We start from the raw sequence: 14,037 nt of genomic DNA, 5'->3' as shown, positions 1-14,037 counted from the left end.
TTCTATTTTATTTCTTCGCGGCTCTTTTTATTGGCCGTCCGTATTTCTGCATTTTTTCTGCCGCATGATCTCGCCGGACATTTACTTTTTTGTTCTTATCTATTTTCTCATGAAAAGCAGCACCAACTGTTCCCTTTTTAGGAAGTTTGATATCAACCGATTTCATATAAATATGAGGTTTTTCATTTTCCGTAAGAACATCTGATATTTTCAGATTTTCCGGCAACGGTAACATCGGGATTGGATAATTCATCAAAGCCTCGATACCTTCCTGAAACTCTTTTTCTTTTTCAGTGACAAAAGAGATTGCAATCCCTTTTTTGTCGGCACGGCCTGTTCTTCCTATTCTGTGAATATAATTTTCAGGGACCTCGGGAACATCAAAATTGAAAACGTGGGAAACCTCGGCCACATCCAATCCTCGGGCAATAATATCGGTCGCGATCAATAGCCGGTAATTTCCTTCGTGAAATTGTTTTACGCTATTGAAACGGTGATTTTGCTCTTTGTTAGAATGTATTACACCAATTTTTTCAGGGAATTTTCTTTCAAGTTGACTGAACAACTGATCTGCCAAATGTTTGGTAGCGGCAAAAACCAGTACTTTGGACATATCCTCGTTTTCACTTAAAAGCAATTCCAGCAAATTTACTTTGGTGTAAAAATTGGGAACGTCGTAAGCCATTTGCTCAATATTTTCCAAAGGCGTTCCAACCGGAGCCGCTTCTATGCGGACAGGATTATTGAAATAAGTCTGCATCAAAACTTCTACTTCCGGAATCAAAGTTGCGGAAAATAATAGATTTTGTCTTTTTTGAGGAAGTAGGTCCAGAATATTTTTAAGCTGTGTACGAAAGCCAAGATTCAGCATTTCATCCACTTCATCAATAACCAGTTTCTTTATATTTTTTGTCTTCAGAGAGCCATTCATAGCCAGATCGACCAAACGTCCCGGTGTTGCTACTACAACATCCGCTCCGTTTTTCAACTCGGCCATCTGCACCTTTATATTTCCTCCGCCATAAACGCCAACCGCTGTCAAGGTCATGTAAGCAGCCAGTTTTTTTACCTCTTCAACCACCTGAACCACAAGTTCACGTGTTGGAACGATGATAAGAAGCTGTGGTAACCGGTCTTTTGAAAACTGTATCTGACGAAGTGTCGGTAATAAATAAGCAAAGGTTTTTCCTGTTCCTGTCTGGGCAATGCCGCACACATCTTTACCTGACATCATCACAGAAAAAACTTTTTCCTGAATGGTTGTTGGGGTTGTATAACCAAGATCCTCTAATGCGTTCAGTAGCGGCCTGGTGAGATTTAATTCTTCAAAAGTCATATCACAATCCTAAATAATCCGCAAAGGTAATTCTAATCTGGCGGATATGACAGCTTTTATTCGTATTTGCTAATTTAATCCCTGGTAGAGAATAAATTAGCATTTTTAATAAATTCCTTATTTTACATTTTTGTATAAATCCAGGCCCACCAGATTAACGCAAATTGTAAAGGCAAACGCAGTATAGTAACCCAGAGATATGGATTATGTTCTTGGTAAAAAGTGATGGCCATCTGAATATTGGCGGGGAAAACGGCGATTAACAACAAAATCAGCAACCAGGCTCCAATGTGTCTGGTGGTTGGAATTGCAAGTAATATAGCAAATAGAATTTCACAAACTCCGCTGATATGTACCAATTCCAGCGGATAGGGGAGAAATTTTGGCACAATGCCAACAAACATTTTTGGTGTTGTAAAATGGGAAATTCCTGCAAAAATAAAAAACGCAGACATGAGGTAGAGGAAGAAGTATTTCATGACCGGCTTATTTTATAAAAGTTATAGGATTAAATTTAGAACTGATTCGAATTTATGATATGGTTTAGATATCTTTGAAACTTGTTAATCCCGGTTACTACTCACCCTCAATTTTGATGAAAATAATTGTATACCTCTTCGCATACCTTCTTTCAATTACCTTTGCAACAAGTCAAAATGTTATAGAATGGAATTCTGAATATCAATTACAAGATAGCGATTTTCAGGCTTCAAGGCATATTGGTGGCGGTAATATTTCTGTATATGCCGCCTGTTCTGTGGGTTTTGGGTATCAAATGAATGGTTATCAGTTTATGTTCACCAAGAATTTTAATTCAAAAGTTAATACGACTTTTACGAAAAATGCATCTTATATTATTGCTGCTGATACCATTACACGTAATAAGCTGTTGAATTTTGCCCGAGCGGAATTTGATCTTTCTGAATTATTTGCCCGAAAGTTTAGGCAGCTAATGTTTGAAAAGAAAAATGCATTTTCGGATCCGAACTTTTACCAAAAACTATACGAGCAGATACAGACTGAAATGGTCGCTAGAAATTCTCAGCTTAGCCTTGATACAAATGCTGGCCTTGCAGATCTCCGATTAAAGGAACAACACGAAAAGATTCGGGCTGAAATCGACGCTTTGGCTGAATTTTGCAAGGAATGTAAACCAAAGAAAAAGAAAAAAGATGACTGATAGTCAGTTTATTAAATACAATTTCCTCTTTATAAAGTATGTTCTTGAAATCTTCTCTTTTTTATTTTTCGTTCCTTTTTATCTTATTTTTAACGGCTATCTCAGGTAAATGCCAGATACCTTCAAAATTAACCCTTGACAAATCGGATACAACAAGCGGCATTGTTCTGTTTTCCTTTTCAGTGCCAAGACAATCTTATGGGGAATATTATCTTGATATTTTTCATATAGAAAGTCGGAAAAGGGAAAAATTATTTTTTCATACATCAGAAGTTCCGGATATCAAAAATAAGGAGATGAGAATTTATTACGGTGCCAAACTTTTGCCAAAAGGAGAATATAAAATTTATGGATGGGGTATGATTTTTAACGGCGCTACGGCAACGAGTACTTATACATCCAGAGCGAATTTTTCCATTCCTTTTACAATATTCGAAGGTGATATCAATTATTTAGGTGACTATTTCGGAATATTCAGAAGGATAACAGATCAGGGAGGACTCAAAGTACCAACGGAAGCCTACTTCATCGTTTCTAACCGATATATGGAGGATAGAGAGCTGATCCGGAACAAATTTTCAAGCTTGAATTTAAATCATGTCGTTGATGGGATGCCTGATTTTGCCGGTAATAATACAGCATATAGCGGACTATTTTTAAAGGGAATTAATGTACCGTGATTTTTTTCATGATTTGTAATCAATCCCCAATAAATAAAAATCCCCATCCGGTGATTCACCATCAGAAATAATTTCCCAACCCTGAGAAAAGTAAAATTCCAACGCATTTTTATTGGCCTGCAAACATTTTAAAGTTGCTGGTCGGCCTGTTCTTTCCAAACAGGCATCCAGAAGTGATTTTCCTATTCCTTTGCCAACAAATTTAGGATCGATAAATAAGGAATGAATGAAATTATCCGGCAGCCACCAGGCAATAAATCCAATCGGTACATCATCTTCAACGGCAACCAAAACCTCTTCTTCCTGAATTGAGGAGTCAAAATCTTCAAGTTTTAAACTATCAGCATCGACCCACGGAAACGCGAGTTTACGGGATTCGAGATAGATGTGACGCAGTTGTTCTCTATGTTCCGGGGTGTAATCACGGATTGTCCAAAATATTTCTTGTTTGCTGTTTTTCAATTTCTTCAATTTAGACTGATGCAGGTTATTTATTCCTCGTTTTCAGGAGATTCTATTTTGTGTTATAAAACTATACCTAATGTTACTAATTATTAATCTTGCCAAATAAAGCCGTTTTGTTTCTCTTTCGTTCACATTATTTGAATTAGATTTGTAGTGATATTTAGAGCCAAGAAATGATCATTTGATAAGACATAAATAAGCCGGAAAAACATTGAAAACAATATTTTAAATATATTGTTGGAACAATTAACCCGCGTATAAGCTTGTATTCTTGGATTATGGTAGCATCAGCGTTATGGAACCCCCATCATGAAATGTTTTTAATTTTAGTATAAATGAAACTTGTCGGACAATTAAACCGGGTTGTAGTTACCGGACTTGGCGCTTTGACACCGCTGGGAAATAATATAAATGACTTCTGGAATGCATTGGTGAATGGTGTAAGCGGTGCAGCAGAAATAACAAAATTTGACACTACAAATTTCAAAACAAAATTCGCCTGCGAAATTAAAGGTTTTAATCCGCAGGATTTTTTTGATAGAAACGACGCAAGAAAATACGATCCTTTCACGCAATACGCATTAGTTTCGGTAGCGGAAGCTTTGAAAAATGCGGATGTTGATTTTGAAAAGCTTAATAAAAACCGTATTGGTGTTATCTGGGGAAGTGCAAACGGTGGAACTTCGACTTTCCAGGATGCGGTTTCTGAATATGCGACCGGAAATGGAATCCCTCGCTTCAATCCTTATTTTTATCCCAAAATGATTGTTGACATCGCTTCTGGTGTTATTTCAATTAAATATGGTCTGCGGGGGGTGAATTTTACGTCTGTTTCTGCCTGTGCGAGTGCAAATACTGCGATCATTGACGCGTTTAATTTTATTCAGTGGGGAAAGGCCGATATGATTATTACAGGCGGATCCGAAGCTTCAATTTATGAAGTTTCAATTGGGGGCTTTAATGCAACCAAAGCACTTTCGACCAACAATGAAAATGCGAAAACAGCCTGCAAACCATTTGATCCCGATCGCGACGGATTTGTGATGGGGGAGGGTGCCGGTGCTTTAATCCTTGAAAGTTATGAACATGCTGTAAATCGCGGAGCTAATATCATTGCGGAAATTGTTGGTGGAGGAATGAGCGCTGACGCATATCACCTCACAAGCACTCATCCCCAAGGAGCTGGAACTACATCGGCCATGTTGCTTTCTTTGGAAGAGGCAGGGATTTCTGCTTCGGAAATTGATTATCTCAATGTGCACGGAACGGCGTCTTCGGTAGGAGATATCAGTGAGTTGCATTCTATTAAAACTATATTCGGGTTAGATACAAATCTTAGTATCAGTGCTACAAAATCCATGACAGGCCATTTGCTTGGTGCGGCTGGTGCTATTGAAGCCATTGCATGTATCAAAGCAGTTGAAAATGACCTCATTCCACCAACCATTAATACGCAGAAACTGGAACCTGAATTTGAGGGGAGACTTGACCTTACGTTGGGTAAAGCAAAAAGCAAAATAGTTAATTATGCCATGAATAATACGCTTGGTTTTGGCGGACATATTGCTTCCAGTATTTTTACCAAGTTTAAGGAATAGGGTATTTGGATTGATAGAAAAAGAAATTTCGGTTTTCTAAAAACCATAAAAAAAGCATCCGTTTCTGGATGCTTTTTTTGTCTGTCGATGAAGTGTAAAATTTTATCTTGTTCTCAAACGGCCACTTTTTTTGTCGTAAGTACCCAATGGAAAACTTAATCCAAGATTGATCCCGAAGTTGCGGTTTTGGATATTGCTGTTAGCATCTTTTGTTACATCCAAAAGACCCAGGCCGTATCGAACATCAAAATTAAGCCATACTTTACGTGTAAGTTCGTAGTTCAAACCCAAACCCCCTGTAAGTCCCAAGTCAAAAACGTTATAAACGCGGCTATTGGAATTGCCGTTGATGTTGTTACCATTTATATCTTTTGCGCTAACAAGAAAATTTAAACTTGGTCCAAGAAATACTTTCGGACGAAGACGGTCACCATATTGTCCGAAGAAGTAAGTGAAAAGCAAAGGAACCTGAACGTAGTTCAAATTGATTTCATCTCTTTTATCATTGATTTTGGCACCAAGTTGTGTGTATAGTATTTGTCCGCTGAAACCAAATCCCTTTTTTGAGCTGTAATTATAAAAGGCTCCAATGGTTAAACCTGGTTTAACTTCTGTTTTACTAGCACTTCCGTGAAAGTTGGCAAGTGAAACACCAGCAATCGGTCCGATAGAAACATTCTCCTGTGCAAAAACCTGTGCAAGGCTCAGCGTAAGAGCAAATAATAGAATAATACAATTCTTCATGTAGGTACGTTTAAGTTAATTTAAAACGTACCATTCAATTAATGTTCCAGTGAGGCTGTTTTAGGCAGATTTTGGTTATTTAGTTTGTTATCAGCATAATAATTATTTATTGGAATGTTTACAATAGTGGAGATTTTCGGGAAACTGGGGTAAGTTATCCACATGTTATATCAAAGCGCTACATTTAAAAATCGTCTTCATCGTCAAAAACGGCTGTATTTGGTATTTCATATGTTTTCAAAAAAGCTTTCAAAACGCTTGGTTCTTGCCATCTCTTCAAAGTCAACTTAATTTCCTTAATTTCAGCTTTCACTTCATTAATGTTGGTGTTAAATTTAACAACAACTGTCGTCATGGAATTAGCATGCTGAGGATTGATACCGCACAGATACGATATCTGCTGCTGAATTTCTTCTTTCTCTTTTTCCAGTTCTTCAACCTGTTCTTTCAATACCAGATTGTAATACGTCAGCTGCTCCTTTCCCAGATTTTCAAGATGGTCCTGATCAATTCTCTCGAACTCAATTTGTAATTTTAACAATTCAAGCAAATTGTTGTCCTGATAAGTCTGCGTGACACGCTGCATGATTTCCGTTTTCCGGATCTTTTCAGCTTCGTCCGTTTCACGATCCGGATGAAATGCTTTAACCAAATCCATATAAACCGTGCGAACCGACTTTGTGGTTTTCTGTTTCGCGGAAAATCGCTTTGCTTCGTCAGAAAATGCTTTTGCTTTTTCAGCTCTCAATTCTTCCTTAATCCGGTTTTGCTCTTCTTCATCAAGTTCGTGAAATTGATCAGGTAAGTTGTTCTCGTCCTGAATTTCATTTTCTTCTGCTAAAAGTCTGCTGTCTATAAGCTGAGAATCTGTACGTTTTAACTCGCGTAAGGCAGTTACAAAATCGACATCACTGTATTTATTGAAAAGCGGCATAAGCTCTTCAAACTTGTAGTTCAGGATAAGGTCGAAGGATATTTCCGAGATCAGATAACCAAGTTTGGTCAGATATAATTTTCTGTAAAGATCTTTTTCATACGTACGATCCATCAGTTTAACGAGCTCAACCCGGAAAGACTGATACTCCATAACTAATGGATTATATTCTTTCTGTACTCTTTCAACCAAAAGAAAATAGCTGCTGCGCAATTCCGGAATCAATTTATCCAACTGCTCAATTTTTTCGGATAACTGATTAAATTCTTTTTGACGTTTGTTTAAAACGGTCTTTGGCTGCCCAATACGCAGCACACTTGATCTTTGCATGATTTTATTTTAAAGTATTCAAATAACTTTTTTAGCTATTTGTAAGTTTCCAAGGATGAGGAAATTTAGTTTTCTTACCCGTCGGATGGCAGAAAAAGCCGTCCGACGGGTAGCCCGGTCCGATATTAAAAAGTGTTCCGACGTGCAACCGGTCCGACGGCTTTTTCTGCCGTCGGACCGGTATTAAAAAGTTGCTATTGGCGAGAAATGTCCCAATTCTAAAATCCCAACTCCTGATAAGAAATCAAAATAATAGCTACAACAGCCAGAGCAAGTCCCAGTCTGTTAAGATTATTTAATTTTTCCTTATATAAAATCCACGCTGCAAAGGACGAAACCAGCATACTGAGAATATTATAAATCGGGAAAACAAAAGCGGCGCTGTTACCAAAAGAACCTAACGCTAAAAGTAAAAAATAGAGCGACAGGAAGTTAGGGACACCGAGAATCAATCCGCCAATAACACTTCGCAATTCCAGTTTTTCACCCCCAAAAATAATTTTGTAAAGCAAAACCAGCGTTCCGATCAGAATAGCACCGGAACAGGCAATGATCATAAAAAGAGTTGTTTGATCAGGTTTGTAATACGACATTGTCAAATAATTGATCAGCGTATTATTTGTCCCGCTTGCCATAAATGTAAAAACCGGAAGAAGCCAGGCATAGGAAAAAACAGAAACACGGAGCGGTTGTCCGTCTTCAAATTCTGTTGTTTTTTGCTGTTTTTGAATGGCTCCTAAGGCCAGAGCCGCCAGAGCAATAACCAGTCCGGCGTAATTAAGAACTGTAAAATCTTTATTTGTATTTTTAAAAATGAAAAGTCCGAATAAAACCGGAATTACCAGCGACATATTTCCTGCCAGTGAAGCGGCTGTTACACTTACTTTTTGGGCCGTTAATCCAATCGACATAAACGCGATGACAAACAAAGTTCCAAGCGCCAAGGTTAATAATGTTCCTTCCGAATTCCATTGAATTTCCTGAAAAGCTTTCAGTTCAGGCGTAAGAAAAAGTCCGGTAACGACACACGAATAATAATTAAAAACGACTGCATGAAAGGAATTGACCTTGTGGCGCGGATAAGCGCGCATGATCATGTACAACGCAACGGTGAACAATACGGCCAGTAAAAAGTATAACATAGTGGCGGTAACTTAATTCAGTTTTGAAACAACTTCGTCAATAACTCGTGGGAAATGCTCATGTTCCAGAACCTGTACTTTTTTTGCGACATTGTCCGGCGTATCGGTTTCGGTAACTTCACAAGAAGCCTGGAAAATAATATTTCCTTCGTCGTAATTTTCGTTGACGAAATGGATCGTAATCCCGGATTCTTTTTCCGCATTGGCAACCACCGCTTCATGCACAAAATGCCCGTACATGCCTTTTCCGCCATATTTTGGAAGTAGAGCCGGATGAATGTTAACCATTTTCTCGGAATAAGTTTCAAGCAAAGAAGCAGGGATCAACATCATAAAACCAGCCAGCACAATCAGATCGATCTGATTGTTTTTCAATATTTCTAAAACACGTTCGGTTTCATAAAAGGTTTTTCTATCAAAAACAACAACAGGAATCTGGAATTTCCGGGCACGCTGAATAACTCCTGCTTGCGGATTATTGGTCAAAATAAGATTAATCTGAACATCTGCCCGTCCTTCAAAATATTCACAGATCTTCTCTGCATTTGAACCCGAACCTGATGCGAAAATGGCAATACGTTTCATTTAGTTGAAAATTGAAATTGAAAGCGGCCGCCGCCCGGTTGTGAGTTGAGATTTCGGATTGGCCGTGATATTGTTAAAATTGAAAGTTCTTAAATTATTTCTCTCTCCCGGTTTTAAATAATCTGGCAAAGCTATAAAAAATGAACGGCTTTCGGGGAATATCGAAAGCCGTTCTTCGGTATGTTGCTGGTAATAATTCCTCTGTTAATAAATTTTTGTCAATTCGCTTTTGCTGATCAACTTTCCTTTGCGGTAAGATTCTGATTTGATATCCCACAAAACGCCCGGTGACCGCCAGGAAATGGTATTGATATCAACGGTGATTCCAAAACCCATTTTTGTTTCCATTTTCATATCGGAAGATATTTTGAAGGCATCAAAAGTACCGGCAGGAATTGTAATTTTTTCCTGCGCTTCTACATTTCTGTTGAAAACGGTAATGTTCATCGTCATAGCCAATGGACCGGAAGCTCCTTCGCCTTTTAGTGAAGCATCTTTTAATTTTTGCCCAACCGTCAGTTTTCCAGGATATTCAATATTGGAGGAAGTGAATTTCATATTGAAGTTTTCAATAGATTTCATTTGCTGTTCATTGATCAAAGTGCTGGCATCCAAAAGCAAAGTGCTGCCGTTACACTTCATTTGATAGGTGTTTTTCAACTGAGATTTGCCTTTTGCATCAAAAGTCTCCATATCAATCGTAATCACAGACATGCCGCCTTCTGGTACCACTTTGGCAATTTTGTAGGTCATGCTGCTTGTTAATTTCCCTTTGGCATCATAATTAGCCATATCAAAACCGCTTCCGGCTTTCATATTCACACCCATACATTCCTGGGCATAGGAACTGGTAATGGTAAATAGTACAAATGCTATCAGGAGTAAAACTCTGTTTATCATTTTGAGATTCTTTAAAGTGATTTGTTCATTTAGTTCAGGTATGAAAATACGATTTTAAACGAAATAATTTGCAATAAGCATAGGATTGTTTTACTAAAAAGCTGACTGCTGAACGCCGACTGCCAAATTGAGTTACGCCCAAAGCATCGTCACCAGGCCTAAAAGCATTACTATTTTACAAAGAGAACTGATTTTTTTAAAATCACGACGGGTATCTGAGCGGGTTAATGAATAAACTAACCAGCCGATTGGAATTAAAAGTAATAGAAATAATACGGCAAGAACATTATTATTGAGCTTATCGGCCATAGCAAAAAGAGCAGTTACGAAAACAAAGATTATTCCGTAAAGAAAATATTTGGTCCTGCGGATTCCCCATATAATAGGCAGTGTCCGACAACCATGCGCTTCGTCGCCCCGAATATCTTCCATGTCTTTTACAATTTCCCTGATCAACGTAATGAAAAAGGAGAATACGGCGTAAATAAAAACAAGTTTGCGATTGGCTGGATAATGCAGTGTTAATATTAATAAAGTTGCACCGGTCAATAGGGAGACGATCAGGTTTCCAATAAAGGGCGCTCGTTTGTAACGTTCGGAATAAAACCAGAGTGAGGTAATTGAAATAACATTAACCAGAAAGATCCACGGACTTACAATCAGGCCTAACGCGGCTCCCAAAACGTTTAAAACCTGGTGTGCGCCCATTGCCCAGCGGCGTTTGAGGTACCGCCCGACGACAACGCGTTCCGGTTTGTTAACAATATCGATTTTTATATCAAAATAATCATTAATAATATAACCGGCCGCAGCAATGCATACGGTGGATAGTGAAAGAATGAAAAGATCAGGATCACTGATAATTTGTTTCCATTCACTTCTTGGGCCAATCAATAAAATACGCGTGAGGTACTGTGTGATGGCCACAATGAGCAGATTGCTCATTCGAACCAAACGCACACTACCGGCAACAAAATCCCGAATTCGCACTCTCGGTCTTACGGACACATTCATTAAGGTTAATAAAAAGCAGGTTCAGACATTAAAATTATTCATTTTATGTCAATTATAGAATTAATAAAATCTTTCTCTTCTTGTTCGGGATAAAAAAGTATGATTTTGTGTTAGCTATGCATAACTCTTCTGTTTCGAAAAGTTTACAGGCTATAAGCTTAAATTATTTCACCAAGAACAAAGAAATTTAATATTATGAAAATAGGCATTGTTTGCTATCCGACTTTCGGAGGAAGTGGCGTTGTCGCCACTGAACTTGGAAAAGCGCTTGCAAAAGAGGGACATCAGGTACATTTTATCACTTATTCCCAACCACAGCGACTGGATTTTTTCAACGAAAACCTTTATTATCATGAAGTAAATATTCCTGCGTACCCGTTATTTCAATATCCACCTTATGAGTCCGCATTATCGAGCCATATGGTGCATGTTGTCAAAATGGCTAAACTTGATTTGCTGCATGTACATTACGCGATTCCGCATGCTTCTTCCGCTTATCTTGCCAAACAAATTTTAGCACAACAGGGAATTCATATTCCTGTGATCACAACTTTGCACGGAACGGATATTACACTGGTTGGAAAAGATGAATCTTACGAGCCGGTTGTAACATTTTCTATCAATCAGTCGGATGGAATTACAGCCGTTTCGGAATCGTTGAAAAATGATACTTACAAGCATTTTGCAGTAACCAAAGACATTGAAGTTATTCCAAACTTTATTGATCTGGATCGTTTCAACAGACAAAAGAAAGATCACTTCAAGTTGGCAATTTGTCCAAATAATGAAAAACTGATCGTCCATACTTCCAATTTTCGTAAGGTGAAAAGAATTGACGACGTGATCATGATTTTCCATCAATTACGTGATATTACACCAAGCAAATTGTTGCTAGTTGGTGATGGCCCGGATCGGGCGCGTATTGAGCGTTTGTGTCGTGATCTTGACATGCTTTCGGATGTTCGTTTCCTTGGAAAACTGGACGCGATTGAGGAAGTTCTTTCCGTTGCGGATTTGTTCCTGATGCCTTCCGAATCTGAAAGTTTTGGTCTGGCTGCTTTGGAAGCTTTGGCTTGCGAAGTTCCATTGATCACTTCCAATGCCGGTGGATTACCAGAGCTTAATATTCCTGGTGTTACAGGATTTTTGAGTGATGTAGGTGATGTTGATGATATGGTAAAAAATGCGGCTTATATATTGAGAGACGAAAATCTTCCAAGATTCAAGGAAAACGCACTTGCCCGTGCGAAGGAATTTGATGTAGCGAAAATATTGCCGCATTATGAATCTTATTATGAAAGAGTTATAGAAAACAGCAAGGCTACTGTTTAAAGCGTTATAGGTATGGTATTTGTAGCGGGCGTTTTGTCAACTACAAATACCGATACCATGCTACCGAATATCCCATATACCAACCATAAAAGAATTGTAATCATAGGCGCCGGCTTCGGCGGATTGGCACTTGCACGTGAGCTCGCCAAACGAGATGATTTACAGGTTGTCCTTATCGACAAAAATAATTTCCACCAGTTTCAGCCACTATTTTATCAGGTTGCAACAGCCGGACTTGAACCAAGTTCGATCTCTTTCCCGCTTCGGAAGGCTTTTCAATCCAAAAAAAATGTACACATCAGAGTTACAGAAGTGACTTCTATCAATACCAGCAGGAAATCATTGGAAACTCCTTTGGGTGAGATTACCTATGATTTTCTGGTAATTGCAACCGGAGCTACCACCAATTATTTCGGTATGCAAGAAATCGAAGAACGTGCCATTCCAATGAAATCAGTTTCGGAAGCATTGGCGATAAGAAATCGGGTTTTACAAAATCTGGAAGATGCCCTGGCCGTTGATACCGACGACGAGCGTGAAGGATTGATGAGCATTGTCATTGTTGGTGGCGGACCAACAGGCGTGGAATTGTCTGGTTCACTTGCGGAAATGAAAAAATATATTCTTCCCAAAGATTACCCGGAACTGGATTTTTCAAACATGAAAATCTATTTGCTGGAAGGTCTGGACAAATTACTGTCTGTGATGTCGGAGGAGTCTTCAAAAAAATCAAGGAAATATCTTGAAGATATGGGCGTTGAAATCCTTACCGGACAATCCGTTGCAGGTTATGACGGTAGACATGTGACTACGAAGCAGGGCATGAAAATCCGTACCGATAATCTCATCTGGGCAGCTGGTGTAAAGGCCAATGCATTGAAAGGGATCAATCCCGAAGTGCTTGCAAAAGGCGGGAGGATTAAAGTGGATGAATTTAACCGGGTTCAAGGATACCCGGATATCTTTGCGATCGGAGATGTGGCTTCCATGAGTGAAGGAAAATTTGAAAATGGTCATCCGCAATTGGCACAACCTGCAATGCAGCAGGGAAAAGCACTCGCCAAAAATATCTGGCGTGCATTAGACGAAAAACCACCGGTAGCATTCAAATATAATGACCTGGGTTCCATGGCGACTGTCGGAAGAAATAAAGCTGTGGTCGATTTGCCTTTCATTAAATTTCAGGGATTTTTTGCCTGGCTGACCTGGATGTTTATTCACCTTATTTCCATTGTGGGTGTTAAAAATAAAGTGTTGACGTTCATAAACTGGTTCTGGAGTTATGTTACATTTGATCAATCGCTAAGATTAATTTTAACGCCGAAAGTGCTCACGCCTGGATTTGTGGAAGAGCCGGGACCTGAACATGCGAAACCGGCAGGCGTATAAATCAGCCTTCGAAGTTTGCCGTCCGTCCATAAGTTGCACCATTCTTCCAACCTATTGGATCATTTGTTACCTTTTCGTTATATTCGTGTGTTATTTTTTACAGATTAAACGTTACAGTAGAGATATAAAACCTTTGAAAGATGAAAATTGTATTTAATATTCTTATCATATTCTTTTTGTTAATTGCTTTTGTGCCGGTTTTTCGCCGTTTTATGTTTCATTTATTGGTTGGAAGGCAATTGGTGAAGGAACAAAAAAGGCAAGCAAAAGCCTATGAGCAAAAAGCCAAACCGGGAATTCGTGTTGATACTGCACCGCCAGATGCTAACAATTCGCGTTTCCGTGGAGGAGAATATGTTGATTATGAAGAGGTAAAGTAGTAGAAAAATATATTTTAATTAAAATTTA

General features: G+C 38.7%; 15 protein-coding genes. 6 read left to right on the top strand and 9 right to left on the bottom strand.

Features of this window, described 5'->3' with window-relative positions; translation table 11 throughout:
• Nucleotides 1–7: 7 nt before the first annotated feature.
• Together FZF08_RS01875 and FZF08_RS01870 are read right to left on the bottom strand one after the other, a co-directional pair.
• Nucleotides 8–1,336: a DEAD/DEAH box helicase gene (locus tag FZF08_RS01875; RefSeq protein WP_159466914.1), complete on the bottom strand. Its 1,329-nt coding sequence runs from the start codon at nucleotides 1,334–1,336 to the stop codon at nucleotides 8–10.
• Nucleotides 1,337–1,458: 122 nt separating this feature from the next.
• The gene (locus FZF08_RS01870; RefSeq protein WP_159466913.1) at nucleotides 1,459–1,815 is read right to left on the bottom strand and encodes a DoxX family protein; all 357 of its coding nucleotides are present in this window, start codon (nucleotides 1,813–1,815) and stop codon (nucleotides 1,459–1,461) included.
• A 116-nt stretch (nucleotides 1,816–1,931) separates the two neighbouring features.
• Between FZF08_RS01870 and FZF08_RS01865 the strand changes: the two genes are divergently transcribed.
• Nucleotides 1,932–2,516: a hypothetical protein gene (locus tag FZF08_RS01865; RefSeq protein ID WP_159466912.1), complete on the top strand. Its 585-nt coding sequence runs from the start codon at nucleotides 1,932–1,934 to the stop codon at nucleotides 2,514–2,516.
• 44 nt (nucleotides 2,517–2,560) lie between these two features.
• Nucleotides 2,561–3,196, top strand: a complete 636-nt coding sequence (locus FZF08_RS01860; protein ID WP_159466911.1) for a hypothetical protein — start codon at nucleotides 2,561–2,563, stop codon at nucleotides 3,194–3,196.
• A gap of 6 nt (nucleotides 3,197–3,202) precedes the next feature.
• Here the strand turns inward: FZF08_RS01860 and FZF08_RS01855 are convergent, their stop codons facing one another.
• Entirely contained in the window at nucleotides 3,203–3,658 is a 456-nt protein-coding gene (locus tag FZF08_RS01855; RefSeq protein WP_200837009.1) for a GNAT family N-acetyltransferase, read from the bottom strand.
• A gap of 338 nt (nucleotides 3,659–3,996) precedes the next feature.
• On the opposite strand from FZF08_RS01855, the gene fabF reads away from it, so the two are divergent.
• Nucleotides 3,997–5,259 carry a beta-ketoacyl-ACP synthase II gene (gene fabF / locus FZF08_RS01850; RefSeq protein WP_159466910.1) on the top strand — a complete coding sequence of 421 codons (1,263 nt, stop codon included), beginning with the start codon at nucleotides 3,997–3,999 and terminating at the stop codon, nucleotides 5,257–5,259.
• A 102-nt stretch (nucleotides 5,260–5,361) separates the two neighbouring features.
• On the opposite strand, the gene FZF08_RS01845 is transcribed toward fabF, so the two are convergent.
• The 6 genes from FZF08_RS01845 to FZF08_RS01820 form a co-directional block, all read right to left on the bottom strand.
• Nucleotides 5,362–6,003: an outer membrane beta-barrel protein gene (locus FZF08_RS01845; RefSeq protein WP_159466909.1), complete on the bottom strand. Its 642-nt coding sequence runs from the start codon at nucleotides 6,001–6,003 to the stop codon at nucleotides 5,362–5,364.
• Nucleotides 6,004–6,187: 184 nt separating this feature from the next.
• The gene (locus FZF08_RS01840) at nucleotides 6,188–7,267 is read right to left on the bottom strand and encodes a hypothetical protein (RefSeq protein WP_159466908.1); all 1,080 of its coding nucleotides are present in this window, start codon (nucleotides 7,265–7,267) and stop codon (nucleotides 6,188–6,190) included.
• Between the two features lie 218 nt (nucleotides 7,268–7,485).
• Nucleotides 7,486–8,409: an EamA family transporter gene (locus FZF08_RS01835; protein ID WP_159466907.1), complete on the bottom strand. Its 924-nt coding sequence runs from the start codon at nucleotides 8,407–8,409 to the stop codon at nucleotides 7,486–7,488.
• A gap of 12 nt (nucleotides 8,410–8,421) precedes the next feature.
• A complete protein-coding gene (gene purN / locus FZF08_RS01830; RefSeq protein WP_159466906.1) occupies nucleotides 8,422–8,994 on the bottom strand; it encodes a phosphoribosylglycinamide formyltransferase in 573 nt (190 codons plus the stop codon).
• A 204-nt stretch (nucleotides 8,995–9,198) separates the two neighbouring features.
• Entirely contained in the window at nucleotides 9,199–9,894 is a 696-nt protein-coding gene (locus FZF08_RS01825; protein WP_159466905.1) for a hypothetical protein, read from the bottom strand.
• A gap of 132 nt (nucleotides 9,895–10,026) precedes the next feature.
• Nucleotides 10,027–10,908 carry a geranylgeranylglycerol-phosphate geranylgeranyltransferase gene (locus FZF08_RS01820; protein WP_159466904.1) on the bottom strand — a complete coding sequence of 294 codons (882 nt, stop codon included), beginning with the start codon at nucleotides 10,906–10,908 and terminating at the stop codon, nucleotides 10,027–10,029.
• A 195-nt stretch (nucleotides 10,909–11,103) separates the two neighbouring features.
• On the opposite strand from FZF08_RS01820, the gene bshA reads away from it, so the two are divergent.
• The 3 genes from bshA to FZF08_RS01805 all read left to right on the top strand — a co-directional run bounded on the left by bshA (nucleotide 11,104) and on the right by FZF08_RS01805 (nucleotide 14,009).
• Nucleotides 11,104–12,240 carry an N-acetyl-alpha-D-glucosaminyl L-malate synthase BshA gene (gene bshA, locus FZF08_RS01815; protein WP_159466903.1) on the top strand — a complete coding sequence of 379 codons (1,137 nt, stop codon included), beginning with the start codon at nucleotides 11,104–11,106 and terminating at the stop codon, nucleotides 12,238–12,240.
• Nucleotides 12,241–12,252: 12 nt separating this feature from the next.
• Nucleotides 12,253–13,629, top strand: coding sequence for an NAD(P)/FAD-dependent oxidoreductase (locus tag FZF08_RS01810; RefSeq protein ID WP_310590580.1), 1,377 nt, complete (start codon nucleotides 12,253–12,255; stop codon nucleotides 13,627–13,629).
• A gap of 140 nt (nucleotides 13,630–13,769) precedes the next feature.
• A complete protein-coding gene (locus tag FZF08_RS01805; RefSeq protein WP_159466902.1) occupies nucleotides 13,770–14,009 on the top strand; it encodes a DUF4834 domain-containing protein in 240 nt (79 codons plus the stop codon).
• Nucleotides 14,010–14,037 lie beyond the last annotated feature (28 nt).

It is taken from the genome of Dyadobacter sp. 3J3 (assembly GCF_009801115.1).
Lineage (GTDB): Bacteria > Bacteroidota > Bacteroidia > Cytophagales > Spirosomataceae > Dyadobacter.
Note: the sequence above shows the minus strand (reverse complement) of the source record. Positions and strands in the feature narration are given on the sequence as shown.

Bases quoted from the DNA above. Each gene is read 5' to 3' on its own strand.
- FZF08_RS01875 (WP_159466914.1), bottom strand. From the start codon at position 1,336: ATGACTTTTGAAGAATTAAATCTCACCAGGCCGCTACTGAACGCATTA.
- FZF08_RS01870 (WP_159466913.1), bottom strand. From the start codon at position 1,815: ATGAAATACTTCTTCCTCTACCTCATGTCTGCGTTTTTTATTTTTGCA.
- FZF08_RS01865 (WP_159466912.1), top strand. From the start codon at position 1,932: ATGAAAATAATTGTATACCTCTTCGCATACCTTCTTTCAATTACCTTT.
- fabF (WP_159466910.1), top strand. From the start codon at position 3,997: ATGAAACTTGTCGGACAATTAAACCGGGTTGTAGTTACCGGACTTGGC.
- FZF08_RS01845 (WP_159466909.1), bottom strand. From the start codon at position 6,003: ATGAAGAATTGTATTATTCTATTATTTGCTCTTACGCTGAGCCTTGCA.
- FZF08_RS01840 (WP_159466908.1), bottom strand. From the start codon at position 7,267: ATGCAAAGATCAAGTGTGCTGCGTATTGGGCAGCCAAAGACCGTTTTA.
- FZF08_RS01835 (WP_159466907.1), bottom strand. From the start codon at position 8,409: ATGTTATACTTTTTACTGGCCGTATTGTTCACCGTTGCGTTGTACATG.
- purN (WP_159466906.1), bottom strand. From the start codon at position 8,994: ATGAAACGTATTGCCATTTTCGCATCAGGTTCGGGTTCAAATGCAGAG.
- FZF08_RS01825 (WP_159466905.1), bottom strand. From the start codon at position 9,894: ATGATAAACAGAGTTTTACTCCTGATAGCATTTGTACTATTTACCATT.
- FZF08_RS01820 (WP_159466904.1), bottom strand. From the start codon at position 10,908: ATGAATGTGTCCGTAAGACCGAGAGTGCGAATTCGGGATTTTGTTGCC.
- bshA (WP_159466903.1), top strand. From the start codon at position 11,104: ATGAAAATAGGCATTGTTTGCTATCCGACTTTCGGAGGAAGTGGCGTT.
- FZF08_RS01810 (WP_310590580.1), top strand. From the start codon at position 12,253: ATGGTATTTGTAGCGGGCGTTTTGTCAACTACAAATACCGATACCATG.
- FZF08_RS01805 (WP_159466902.1), top strand. From the start codon at position 13,770: ATGAAAATTGTATTTAATATTCTTATCATATTCTTTTTGTTAATTGCT.